The sequence below is a fragment of the Herbiconiux sp. UC225_62 genome (genome assembly GCF_042694625.1).
Lineage (GTDB): Bacteria > Actinomycetota > Actinomycetes > Actinomycetales > Microbacteriaceae > Herbiconiux.
The window spans coordinates 3914960-3927200 of record NZ_CP170551.1; the positions used below are offsets into that span (position 1 = coordinate 3914960).

Here is a 12241-nt window from a genome sequence, read left to right on the forward strand (position 1 = left end):
ACAGGATGGTTCCGTGACCGCTAGTGATCAACACCCGTGGGGGCGTGTGGACGACGACGGCTCCGTCTACGTCCTCGAAGCCGACGGTGAGCGACTGGTCGGCCAGTATCCCGATGGATCGAAGGAAGAGGCGATCGCCTACTTCGAGCGCAAGTACACCGATCTCGCCGGTCAGGTGACCCTGCTCGAGCAGCGCGCCAAGCGCGGGGCCCCGGCCAACGACATCGCCAAGGCCGTCAAGGCGCTCAGCGCCTCCGTGCAGACCGCGAACGCCGTCGGCGACCTCGCGTCCCTGCACACGCGTCTCGAGGCCCTGGCGTCCACCGTGAGCGAGATCACCGAGAAGCAGTCCGCCGAGGCGCAGGCCGAGGTGGCCCAGGCCGTGCTCGACCGCACCGAGATCGTCGTGGAGATCGAGACGCTCGCGGCGCAGGATCCGGCCAAGGCGCAGTGGAAGAACGTCACCGCCAAGATCGACGAGCTGTTCGCGCGCTGGCAGAAGCACCAGCACGAGGGTCCGCGCCTTCCCCGCAACGAGGCCCAGGAGCTGTGGAAGCGCTTCCGCGAGGCACGCACTTCGCTCGAGACGCAGCGCAAGTCGTTCTTCGCCGAGCTCGATCAGGTGCACCGGGATGCCCGCAACCGCAAGCAGGAACTGGTCGACCAGGCCGAGGCCCTCGCTCCGCGCGGCGTCGACGGCATCACCGCCTACCGCGACCTGCTCGCCGAGTGGAAGGCCACCGGTCGTGCGGGCAAGAAGTACGACGACGCGCTCTGGGACAAGTTCAAGGCGGCCGGCGACGTGCTCTACTCGGCGCGCAGCGAGGTGGTTGCCCGCGACGAGCAGGAGTTCGGCGAGAACCTCACCCAGAAGCTCGCCCTGCTCGACGAGGCGGAGCCGCTGCTGAAGGAGACCGACCGCACGCGCGCCCGCGAAGCGCTGATCTCGATCCAGCAGCGCTGGGACGCCATCGGCAAGGTGCCGCGCGACCAGGTCAAGACCGTCGAAGAGCGTCTGCGCAAGGTCGAAGCGGCCGTGCGCAAGCTCGACGAGGACTACTGGAGCCGCAACAACCCCGAGAAGAAGGCCCGCTCGGAGGGTCTCGCCTCGCAGCTCACCGGTGCGATCGAGAAGCTGCAGCGCGAGATCGACGACGCGAAGGCCGCCGGCGACACCAAGAAGGTCGCCGAGCTGCAGGAGGCGCTCGACGCCCGCAAGGTGTGGCTCGACGCCCTGGGTTGATCCAGCTCGAGCGCTTCTCCACCGAAGGAGCGCTCGGCCAGGTTGTCCACAGATCGTGACGCGCTCCCCCACGCTCATCGCGTGACGCGCATCATCGAGGTATGGCTCCCGCGCTCCCCCTCGTTCTCGACCACACCCAGCTGCCACCGGCCGAGCTGAGCGCCGCCCGCCTCGACGGCGAGTTGCGCGATCTCGGCGGCGCCTACTGCTCGGTCGACGTGCATCCCTCGGCGGCCTTGCGGGGCACTGCGCTAGCCCCGCTGGTGCCCGACCGGCTGGTGGTCGAGCGGATGTCGGCGGCCTGGGTCCTCGGCGCCACGCCACGGTTCCCGCGGCCGCTGCAACTGTGCATCCGGTCGTCGCACCGCATCCGCGACGTGCCGTCGGTCGACCGGCAGGTGCGGCAGGTGGTGCTCGACGACCACGAGATCGTGGCGGCGGGCCCGGTGCGGGTCACCGATCCGTTCCGCACGGCGGTCGACCTCGTGCGCTGCGACCCCGCGTTCGACCCGGGCGTGGTGCTGTGTGTGGTGACCTTGCTGCTCGCGGCCGGTGCGTCGACCGCGCGGTGCCGCACCGAGTTGCGCCGGGTGCCTCATCTGCCGCACAAACAGCGGGCACTCCGGCGGCTCGAGGAGGTCGACGAGTTGCTGCGCGCTCCGCCACTCGGCGGGCGGTGAGGGCGACCCGCGGACTAGCCGCCCGAGACGCGGTAGACGTCGTAGACGGCGTCGATCCGACGGACAGCGTTGAGCACGCGGTCGAGGTGCGTCGTGTCACCCATCTCGAACACGAAACGGCTGATCGCGAGGCGATCGCTCGAGGTGTTGACCGACGCGGAGAGGATGTTGACGTGGTGCTCCGAGAGCACGCGCGTGACATCCGACAGCAGCCCCGAGCGGTCGAGGGCTTCGACCTGGATCTGCACCAGGAAGACGCTCTTCGACGACGGCGCCCACTCGACCTCGATCATGCGCTCCGGCTCGTTGAGCAGGGCGGCGACGTTGTGGCAGTCCGCCTGGTGCACCGAGACGCCCGAACCGCGGGTCACGAAGCCCACGATGTCGTCGCCCGGCACGGGCGTGCAGCACTTCGCGAGCTTCACCAGGATGTCGGGCGCGCCGCGCACGAGCACCCCGGAGTCGCTGTGGGTGACGCGAGGCCGGTTGCCCACGAAGACGTCGAGGTCCGAATCCTCGCTCTCGACCTCGGTCTGCAAGGAGGCGATGACCTTCTCGATCACCGACTGGGTGGAGATGTGCCCCTCACCGATGGCCGCGTAGAGCCCCGAGACGTTGTCGTAGTGCAGCTGCGAGGCGACATCGGCGATGGAGTCCTGGCTCATCAGTTTCTGCAGCGGCAGGTTCTGCTTGCGCATAGCGCGGGCGATCGCGTCGCGGCCCTGCTCGATCGCCTCGTCGCGGCGCTCCTTGGTGAACCACTGGCGGATCTTGTTGCGCGCGCGCGGGCTCTGCACGAAGCTGAGCCAGTCCTGCGAGGGGCCGGAGTCGGGGTTCTTGGAGGTGAAGACCTCCACCACGTCGCCCGAGCCGAGCGTCGAGTCGAGCGGCACGAGCCGCCCGTTCACCTTCGCACCCATCGTGCGGTGCCCGACCTCGGTGTGCACGGCATACGCGAAGTCGACAGGGGTCGCGCCGGCCGGAAGGCCGACCACCTTGCCCTTGGGGGTGAAGACGTAGACCTCTTTGGCGCCGATCTCGAAGCGCAGCGAGTCGAGGAACTCCCCCGGGTCGACGGTCTCGGCCTGCCAGTCGGAGATCCGGGCCAGCCACGCCATGTCGGTGTCGGACGACGAGGCGTTCGAGGTCGCGGCCTTGCCCCCGTTCATCCGCTCCTTGTACTTCCAGTGCGCCGCCACGCCGTACTCGGCGCGCTGGTGCATCTCGTGCGTGCGGATCTGGATCTCCACCGGTCGCCCGCCGGGGCCGATCACCGTGGTGTGCAGCGACTGGTAGAGGTTGAACTTGGGCGTGGCGATGTAGTCCTTGAACCGCCCCGGGATCGGGTTCCAGCGCGCGTGGATCGAACCGAGCACGGCGTAGCAGTCCCGCACCGTGTTCACCAGCACGCGGATGCCCACCAGGTCGTAGATCTCGTCGAACTCGCGCCCGCGCACGATCATCTTCTGGTAGATCGAGTAGTACTGCTTCGGCCGCCCCGCCACCTTGCCGCGGATCTTGCCGACCTTGAGGTCTTCGCTCACCGCGTCGATGACCTGCTGCACGTACTCCTCGCGCTGCGGCGTGCGCTGGCGCACCAGGTTCTCGATCTCGACGTAGAGCTTCGGGTACAGCACCGCGAAGGACAGGTCTTCGAGTTCCCACTTGATCGACTGGATGCCCAGCCGGTGCGCGAGCGGCGTGTAGATCTCGAGGGTCTCCTTGGCCTTGCGCTGCGCCGACTCCGTGGGCACGAAGCCCCAGGTGCGAGCGTTGTGGAGGCGGTCGCAGAGCTTGATGATGAGCACGCGGATGTCGCGCGACATCGCCACGATCATCTTGCGAACGGTCTCGGCCTGAGCGCTGTCGCCGTACTTCACCTTGTCGAGCTTGGTGACGCCGTCGACGAGCATCGCCACCTCGTCGCCGAAGTCGTGGCGCACCATGTCGAGCGAGTAGTCGGTGTCCTCCACCGTGTCGTGCAGGAGCGCGGCCGCCACGGCTTTCGATCCGAGACCGAGCTCGGCCAGGATCTGCGCCACCGCGACCGGGTGTGTGATGTACGGCTCGCCGCTGCGGCGCTTCTGCCCGTCATGCGCCTTCTCGGCGGCGGCGTAGGCCCGCTCGACGATCGTGAGGTCGGCCTTCGGGTGATTGGCCCGCACCGTGCGGAGGAGCGTGTCGACGGCACCGGCCGGCTGAGCGCGCGAGAACAGGCGCGGCACCAATCGGCGCAGCGTAGCGGTCGACGTCGCGCTGGTTTCCGTCATGTCAGGCCTCCACCACGATTATCCCCCGCCATCGCGGGCGATGACGACCGTTCGCTTCAGGCGTTGACCTCGGACTTCTCCCGAACGGCCAGAACCCGCGCATCGTGCTTGGTGAACCGCGCTTCGTGCCGGCGAAGATCGACGTAGAGCGGTGCCGCGATGAAGATCGTCGAATACGTTCCCACGACGATACCCACCAACAGCGCGAGCGAGATGTCGCGCAGGGTGTCGGCACCGAGGATGAAGGCACCGATGAAGAGGATCGACGCCACCGGCAACGCGGCGACCACGGCCGTGTTGATCGATCGCACCAGGGTCTGGTTCACCGCGAGGTTCACCGACTCGGAGAAGGTGTACCTCGATCCGTCGGTCAGCTTCGCCGTGTTCTCCCGGATCTTGTCGAACACCACGACGGTGTCGTAGAGCGAGTAGCCGAGGATCGTCAGGAATCCGATGACGGCGGCAGGGGTGATCTCGAAGCCCGTCGCCGCGTAGACGCCGGCCGTGATGATGAGGTCGTGCAGCAGGGCGATCATGGCGGCGGCCGACATCTTCCACGTTCGGAAGTAGAGGGCCATCACGATCGCGGCGAGCACGAGGAACACGACGAGGCCCTTGACGGCCTGTGACGTGACATCCGCACCCCAGGAGGCGCCGATGAACGACGCCGCGATCTCATCGACCGGAACGCCGTAGGCGTCGGCCAGGGCCTGACGCACCTCGTCGCTCTGCTCGTCGGTCAGCTGGTCGGTCTGAACGCGGATGCCGTCTTGTCCCAGCGCGGAGACGCGCGGGACCGCGTTCGGCTCGACACTGTCGACGGCCGCCTGCGCCTTGGGCTGGTCGACCTCGGTGACGCCGCTGATCACGAACTGCGAACCACCGCGGAACTCGATACCGAAGTTGAAGCCGCCGCGGATGACCGGGATGAGGATCGACGCGATCATCAGCACGATGGCTATCGCGTACCAGATCTTGCGCTGCTTGATGAAGTCGAACGACCGCTCGCCGGTGTAGAGGTCGTTGCCGAACTTGGCGAAGCTGGGCATCAGTCGTCCTTCCGATCGTCGGACGTATCGCCGGGTCGTTCCATCGTCAATTGCGCCGCTTTCCGCTCGGCGATCGTCTGCCGGCGGACTGCCTCGCGGTTGCTGCCCGTGCGCTTCGGAGCGGAGACGTCGACCGGCTTGCGGAACTCCGCGCGCCCGCGGTAGATCGCGCCGAGCGCCGTCGGGTCGAGACCGGTGATCGGCCGTCCGCTCTGGAAGAAGCGGGTCGCGGCCAGGAGCCGGAGGATCGGATGCGTGAACATGATCACGACGATCACGTCGATGATGGTGGTGACACCCAGCGTGAGGGCGAAGCCCTTCACGTTTCCGACGGCCAGGACGTAGAGCACGATCGCGGACAGCAGGTTCACGGCCTTGGCCGCGTAGATCGTGCGCTTCGCGCGCTTCCAACCTGCCTCGACGGCGCCCCCGAGGGTGCGGCCGTCGCGCAGTTCGTCACGTATTCGTTCGAAATAGACGATGAACGAGTCGGCCGTGAATCCGATCGCGACGATCAGACCCGCTACACCTGCCAATGACAGACGGAAGTCGATGCGCCACGACATCAGCGCGATGACCAGATAGGTCATGAGGCCGGCGATGATGAGCGACGCGACGGTCACGAGGCCGAGAGCGCGGTATTGGATGAGCGAGTAGACGACGACGAGCAGGAGGCCGATGATTCCGGCGATCAGTCCGCTCATCAGCTGGGTCGAACCGAGCGTCGCCGAGATGGTGTCGGAGCTCTGCACCGTGAAGCCGATGGGCAGAGCACCGAACTTCAGCTGGTCGGCCAGGGTCTTCGCCGACTCCTGGGTGAACGAGCCGGAGATCTGCGCACGGCCGTCGGTGAACGCGCCGCCGGTGGTCGGCGCCGTGATGACCTTGCCGTCGAGCACGATGGCGAACTGGTTCTGCACACCGGTGAGGCCGAAGAGCCGGGTGGTGACGTCGGCGAACTCCTTGGTGCCCTTGTCGTTGAAGCTGAGGTCCACGACCCACTGGCCCGTCGACGATCCGTTCTGCGTGGTGGCGACACCGCTGGAGGCATCGGCGATGTCGGCGCCCTCGATCTCGACCGGGCCGAGCGCGTACTTCACCCCGTTGGAGTCACAGGTCACCAGAGGCTGATCGGCCGGTGCCGGCTCGGGCGACGTGCCGGCCGTGCTGCAGTCGAAGTTGTCGAACTCGCTCTGCAACGCCGGTGTCACCCAGGCGAGGTCGCTGGCGTTGGTGGGACTGGCCGTGGGAGTGGTGGAGAGGTTCGGATCGGGCGTCGGCGTCGCGCCGGGGCTCGAGGTCGCCGTGGTCGAGGCGACGTCGGCGAGGAGCACCGGCCGGAACTCGAGCTTCGCCGAGGACTGGATGCGGTTCAGCGTCTCCTTGTCGGGCGTTCCCGGGATGGCGACGACGATGTTGTTCGCGCCCTGGGTGCTGATCTCGGCCTCGGAGACACCGCTGGCGTCGACCCGCTGACGGATGATGGCGACCGCCTGGTCGAGCTGTTCCGTCGTGACCTCGGCTCCGCTTTCGAGCTTCGGCGCCAGGATGACCTGGGTACCGCCCTCGAGATCGAGACCGAGCTTCGGCGTCCAGGATGCGCCTCCCCAGAGCACGCCGCCCGCCAGCGTCGCTGTGAGCACTCCGAAGATGACGAGAAGCCAGATGAGGGTTCGAGCCGCCATCTTGACCGGGGTAGTTTGTGCCACCAGTTACTCAGCTTTCTGTGCCGCCCATGCGCCATCGCGGAGAGCGTAGATCAGGAAAGGAGACGAGAGGTTACTCGTCGTCCTTCTTCTCGGTCTTCGAGACGGCGGACTCGTTGGCGGCCGGGGCATCCGCGGTGGTCTCGTCGATCCGCTCGCCGTAGGCGGGCGCTGCGTCGTCGTCGTGATCGATCGACTCCTCGACGGGAGCGAGCGGCGACGGGGTGACCACGCGGGTCACGGTCTGGCGGTGCACGCGGAGGACGGTGCCGGGAGTCGACTCGACCAGCACCTGGTTCTCCTCGTCGTCCATCTCGAGGATCGTTCCGTAGAGACCGAAGTTCGTCATGATCTCGGCACCCACCGCCACCTTGCTCTGCAGTTCCTCAGCCTGCGCCTTGCGCTTGCGGCTGTTGCGGAACATGAAGAACACCAGCACGGCCAGAACGACCAGCATGATGATTGTTAACGGATCGATGGCCATGAAAAAGGCGCCTTCCAAGTGGGGTGAGGGTGTTAGCAGGCCTCATCATATAGACGAGTGCTGAAGACCAGCTTGAATTATAGGTCATCCCCGAAGAGGGCGTCCGCATTGCGAGGGATTCCGAAGTGGGCCCAGCCCGCCTTGGTGGCGATGCGGCCTCGCGGCGTCCGGGAGAGCAGCCCGATCCGCACCAGGAACGGCTCCACCACGGCCTCGATCGTCTCGGACTCCTCGCCCACCGACACCGCGAGGGTGTTGAGCCCCACAGGTCCGCCGTCGAAGCGCTCCAGGATGATCGACATCACCGCCCGGTCGAGCCGGTCCAGCCCGAGTTCGTCGACGTCGTAGAGCTCCAGGGCGGCGCGCACGGCCTCGAGGGAGGCGCCTCTCCCGTCGACCAGCGCGTAGTCGCGCACGCGGCGGAGCAGGCGGTTCGCGATGCGCGGGGTGCCGCGGGAACGCGACGCGATCTCCCGAAGCGACTCCCGGTCGATCTCCACGCCGAGAAGCTCCGCGGCCCGGTGGATCACCTGGACCAGTTCCTCGGTCTCGTAGAACTCCAGGTGCGCGGTGAAACCGAAGCGATCGCGGAGGGGATTCGGCAGCAGACCGGAGCGGGTCGTGGCGCCCACCAGGGTGAACGGCGCGAGGTCGAGCGGGATGCTCGTGGCGCCGGCGCCCTTGCCGACCATGATGTCGATGCGGAAGTCCTCCATCGCGAGGTACAGCATCTCCTCGGCCGAGCGCGCCATCCGGTGGATCTCGTCGATGAAGAGCACCTCACCCGGCACGAGCGAGGAGAGCACGGCGGCCAGGTCGCCCGCGTGCTGGATGGCCGGGCCGCTGGTGAGCCGCAGCGGACGGTTGCTCTCGTGCGCCACGATCATGGCGAGCGTGGTCTTGCCGAGCCCAGGAGGACCGGCGAGCAGGATGTGGTCGGGCGTGCGCGACTGGATGGCGGCCGCGTCGAGCAGCAGCTGCAACTGACCGCGCACCTTCCGCTGGCCCACGAACTCGGCGAGCGACTTCGGCCGCAGCGCCCCTTCGAACGCGACCTCGGCCTCCGACTCCACCTCAGGATTCACCAGGTCTTCACCGTCGAAGGCGGTCATCGTGAGCCTCCGGTGTTCTGCGCGGGGCCGAGCACGGCGAGGGCGAGCCGCAGCAGCGATTGCACGTTGGCGGCGTCGGCGGCGGATGCCGACTCGAGGGCGTCGTCGACGGCCGCTGCGGCGTTGCGCTCGGGCCAGCCGAGTCCCACCAGGGCGCGTTCGACGTTGTCGCGGACGACACGTGAGGGGCTCGCCTTGCCGGCCGTCGCCCCGGAATCCTGAGGCCGTGCGGCGATCTTGCCGGCCATGGACACCACGATGAGCTTGGCCGTCTTCGGACCGATCCCGGTCACCTTCCGGAAGGCCGCGTCGTCCTCCCGCGCCACGGCGAGGGCGACCTCGCCGGGGGTCATCTCGGCCAGCACTCCGAGGGCGGATTTCGGGCCGACACCGGTCACGCCGACCAGCAGAGAGAAGATGTCGAGCGAATCCTGATCCGGGAACCCGAAGAGGGAGAGGCTGTCCTCCCGCACGATGAGCGTGGTCAGCACCGTGGTCTCCGCGCCGACCCGCATGGTGAGCGCGTGCCGGGGCGTGACCGCCACCGAGAAACCCACTCCCCCCACGTCGATCACGGCGTTCCCGCCGGCGACGGAGAGGACGGAGCCGCGTAACGCAGAGATCATCTGCCCAGCCTATGTGCCGCCGGGCGGCGGGCCGTGCCTTGCTCGGCGGCGCGCCACGCCAGCTGTGCCGGGGTGAGCGCAGAAGAGGTGTCGACGGATGCGAGGGGCCTGGTCGACCCGCTGGTCGCGCCCGTGACCGCGCTGCCGAGCGGCGTGCGCCAGGCATGGCAGATCGCCAGAGCGAGCGCGTCGGCGGCATCCGCTGGGCGCGGCACGCTCTCCAGGCGCAGCACTTTCGCCACCATGGCTCCGACCTGCTTCTTGTCGGCCTGACCGTAGCCGGTGATCGCGGCCTTGACCTCGGTGGGCGTGTGCAGGCCGACCGCCAGGGAGCGGCGGGCCGCGGCGAGCAAGGCGATGCCGCTGACCTGCGCCGTTCCCATCACGGTGCGCACGTTGTGTTGCGCGAACACGCGCTCCACGGCCACGCTGTCGGGCCGGTGCTCGTCGAGCAGTGCCTCGATACCGGCGGCGATGATCATCAGCCGCTCCTCGAGCGGGAGGTCCGCGGCCGTCGTGATGACGGAAACGTGCACGAGGGTCGGCGTGCGGGTGGTCGCCACGTCGACGATGCCCACCCCGCATCGGGTGAGGCCGGGATCGATGCCCAACACCCGCAGCGGCTTCACGCGCATCCGTTCACCGCCCCTCGTCGTTCCGGAAAAGTCGGCAGCCGGGCACACGACCCGGCCGCACGATCAGTCTTCTTCTTCGAGCTCGGCCTGGACCTCGGGCGTGATGTCGATGTTCGTGTACACGTTCTGCACGTCGTCGGACTCCTCGAGCGCGTCGATCAGGCGGAACACCTTGCGCGCCGTCTCGGCGTCGGCCTCGACCTGCAGGCTGGCGACGAACTCGACGTCGGCCGAGTCGTAGTCGATGCCGGCCTCCTGGAGCGCCGTGCGGGCGGCCACCATGTGCGACGGATCGGTGAGCACCTCGAACGACTCGGCCCGGTCGGTGACCTCCTCGGCGCCGGCGTCGAGCACCGCGAGCAGCACGTCGTCTTCGGTCAGACCGTCGGCGTGGCCCACCGTGATGACGCCCTTGCGGGCGAAGTTGTAGGCGACGCTGCCGGGATCGGCCATCGTGCCGCCGTTGCGGGTCATCAGCGTGCGCACGTCGGCGGCGGCGCGGTTCTTGTTGTCGGTCAGACACTCCACCAGCAAGGCGATGCCGTTCGGGCCGTAGGCCTCGTACATGATCGTCTGGTAGTCGATCGACTCACCGGTGAGGCCGGCGCCGCGCTTGATGGCGCGGTCGATGTTGTCGTTGGGAACAGAGGTCTTCTTCGCCTTCTGCACCGCGTCGACCAGGGTGGGGTTGCCCGCCAGGTCGGCGCCGCCCATCTTGGCGGCGACCTCGATGTTCTTGATCAGCTTGGCGAACGACTTGGCACGGCGCGAGTCGATGATCGCCTTCTTGTGCTTGGTCGTGGCCCATTTAGAGTGTCCGGACACGAAAATCTCCTTCAGGAATCGGAGACAAGTCTACGCGAGCCCGGCGTCAGAGGCTGGAGGACCGCGCGGCGACCTTGTCGAGGAAGTACTGGTGGAAGCGGTAGTCGGCGGTCATCTCCGGGTGGAACGAGGTGCCCATGAGGGCGCCCTGCTCGACCGCCACGACCGTGCCGTCCTCCAGCGTCGCCAGGGCAGTCGCCTTCTCACCGAGTTCGGCGACCACGGGAGCGCGGATGAAGACCGCGTGCATCGGCGGCTCCCCCAGCACGGGCACGTCGAGGTCGGCTTCGAACGACTCGGTCTGCGCGCCGAAGGCATTGCGGCGCACCGCGACGTCGAGCCCGCCGAAGCTCTCCTGCCCACGGATGCCGTCGACGATCCGATCGGCGAGCATGATCAGTCCGGCGCAGGTGCCGTACACCGGCAGGCCGTCGGCGATCCGCTCCTTCACCGCCTCCGCGACACCGAAGGTGCGGGAGAGCTTGTCCATGACGCTGGATTCGCCGCCGGGGATGACGAGACCGGAGATCGCGGCGATCTCCTCGGGCCGGCGCACCGTGATCACGTCGGCACCGAGGCTGGTCAGAACGCCGACGTGCTCACGGAAGTCGCCCTGCAGGGCGAGCACTCCGACGGGATTCCGGGGCAAAGAGGCCTTACCAGCCACGCTCGGCGAGGCGGTGCGGCGCGGGAACGTCGGCGACGTTGATGCCCACCATCGCCTCACCGAGACCGCGCGAGACCTCCGCGATGACGCTCGGGTCGTCGTAGAAGGTGGTGGCCTTCACGACCGCGGCGGCGCGCTTCTCGGGGTTGCCCGACTTGAAGATGCCCGAACCCACGAACACGCCGTCGGCGCCGAGCTGCATCATCATCGCGGCATCGGCCGGGGTGGCCACGCCGCCCGCGGTGAAGAGCACCACGGGGAGCTTGCCGGTCTCGGCCACCTCGACCACGAGGTCGTAGGGAGCCTGCAGCTCCTTCGCGGCGACGTACAGCTCGTCCTTCGACATCGACGACAGAGCCGCGATCTCGCTCTTGATCTTGCGGATGTGCTTCGTGGCCTCGGAGACGTCGCCGGTGCCGGCCTCGCCCTTCGAGCGGATCATCGCCGCGCCCTCGTTGATGCGGCGGAGCGCCTCACCGAGGTTGGTGGCGCCGCAGACGAAGGGGACCGTGAAGTCCCACTTGTCGATGTGGTTCACGTAGTCGGCCGGGCTCAGCACCTCGGACTCGTCGATGTAGTCGACGTTGAGGGCCTGCAGCACCTGGGCCTCGACGAAGTGGCCGATGCGGGCCTTCGCCATGACGGGGATGGAGACCTCGGCGATGATCGCCTCGATCAGGTCGGGGTCGCTCATCCGAGCCACGCCACCCTGCGAACGGATGTCGGCCGGAACGCGCTCCAGGGCCATGACGGCGACCGCCCCCGCGTCTTCGGCGATGCGGGCCTGCTCGGCCGTCACGACGTCCATGATGACGCCGCCCTTCAGCATCTCCGCCAGCCCGCGCTTGACGCGGTTGGATCCGAACTCGTGTGTGGTGCTCTCGCTCATCATGTCCTCTCAGAAACAGGTGAATTCTACCGTGCGGCGCTCGGCGGCCCTGCCG

General features: G+C 67.9%; 12 protein-coding genes. 2 read left to right on the top strand and 10 right to left on the bottom strand.

The features are described from left to right. Nucleotides 1-13 precede the first annotated feature (13 nt). Both ACFJGU_RS19115 and ACFJGU_RS19120 read left to right on the top strand, forming a co-directional pair. Complete coding sequence (locus tag ACFJGU_RS19115) at nucleotides 14-1243, top strand: DUF349 domain-containing protein (RefSeq protein ID WP_382305697.1); 1230 nt, start codon at nucleotides 14-16, stop codon at nucleotides 1241-1243. A 101-nt stretch (nucleotides 1244-1344) separates the two neighbouring features. Beyond that, nucleotides 1345-1923, top strand: coding sequence for a hypothetical protein (locus ACFJGU_RS19120; protein ID WP_382305699.1), 579 nt, complete (start codon nucleotides 1345-1347; stop codon nucleotides 1921-1923). A gap of 14 nt (nucleotides 1924-1937) precedes the next feature. On the opposite strand, the gene ACFJGU_RS19125 is transcribed toward ACFJGU_RS19120, so the two are convergent. From ACFJGU_RS19125 to pdxS, 10 genes are all read right to left on the bottom strand, one after another. Then, nucleotides 1938-4193 (bottom strand): RelA/SpoT family protein, encoded by a 2256-nt coding sequence (locus tag ACFJGU_RS19125; RefSeq protein WP_382305701.1) that lies wholly within the window; start codon nucleotides 4191-4193, stop codon nucleotides 1938-1940. A gap of 56 nt (nucleotides 4194-4249) precedes the next feature. Then, nucleotides 4250-5242, bottom strand: coding sequence for a protein translocase subunit SecF (gene secF / locus ACFJGU_RS19130; protein WP_092552768.1), 993 nt, complete (start codon nucleotides 5240-5242; stop codon nucleotides 4250-4252). Further along, on the bottom strand, nucleotides 5242-6951 hold the full coding sequence (gene secD, locus ACFJGU_RS19135) for a protein translocase subunit SecD (RefSeq protein WP_382305703.1): 1710 nt from the start codon (nucleotides 6949-6951) through the stop codon (nucleotides 5242-5244). Before secD ends, secF begins: the two co-directional genes overlap by 1 nt. A gap of 70 nt (nucleotides 6952-7021) precedes the next feature. Continuing rightward, nucleotides 7022-7432 carry a preprotein translocase subunit YajC gene (gene yajC / locus ACFJGU_RS19140; protein ID WP_382305704.1) on the bottom strand — a complete coding sequence of 137 codons (411 nt, stop codon included), beginning with the start codon at nucleotides 7430-7432 and terminating at the stop codon, nucleotides 7022-7024. 77 nt (nucleotides 7433-7509) lie between these two features. Next, complete coding sequence (ruvB, locus tag ACFJGU_RS19145) at nucleotides 7510-8544, bottom strand: Holliday junction branch migration DNA helicase RuvB (protein ID WP_382305706.1); 1035 nt, start codon at nucleotides 8542-8544, stop codon at nucleotides 7510-7512. Further along, nucleotides 8541-9170 (bottom strand): Holliday junction branch migration protein RuvA, encoded by a 630-nt coding sequence (gene ruvA / locus ACFJGU_RS19150; RefSeq protein ID WP_382305708.1) that lies wholly within the window; start codon nucleotides 9168-9170, stop codon nucleotides 8541-8543. The genes ruvB and ruvA overlap by 4 nt, the downstream gene beginning before the upstream one ends. Continuing rightward, the gene (ruvC, locus tag ACFJGU_RS19155) at nucleotides 9167-9805 is read right to left on the bottom strand and encodes a crossover junction endodeoxyribonuclease RuvC (RefSeq protein WP_382305710.1); all 639 of its coding nucleotides are present in this window, start codon (nucleotides 9803-9805) and stop codon (nucleotides 9167-9169) included. Before ruvC ends, ruvA begins: the two co-directional genes overlap by 4 nt. A gap of 63 nt (nucleotides 9806-9868) precedes the next feature. Continuing rightward, nucleotides 9869-10630: a YebC/PmpR family DNA-binding transcriptional regulator gene (locus ACFJGU_RS19160; RefSeq protein WP_382305712.1), complete on the bottom strand. Its 762-nt coding sequence runs from the start codon at nucleotides 10628-10630 to the stop codon at nucleotides 9869-9871. A gap of 46 nt (nucleotides 10631-10676) precedes the next feature. Continuing rightward, complete coding sequence (pdxT, locus tag ACFJGU_RS19165) at nucleotides 10677-11279, bottom strand: pyridoxal 5'-phosphate synthase glutaminase subunit PdxT (protein ID WP_382305713.1); 603 nt, start codon at nucleotides 11277-11279, stop codon at nucleotides 10677-10679. Between the two features lie 7 nt (nucleotides 11280-11286). Beyond that, on the bottom strand, nucleotides 11287-12186 hold the full coding sequence (gene pdxS / locus ACFJGU_RS19170) for a pyridoxal 5'-phosphate synthase lyase subunit PdxS (protein ID WP_092554620.1): 900 nt from the start codon (nucleotides 12184-12186) through the stop codon (nucleotides 11287-11289). Between the last annotated feature and the right edge of the window lie 55 nt (nucleotides 12187-12241).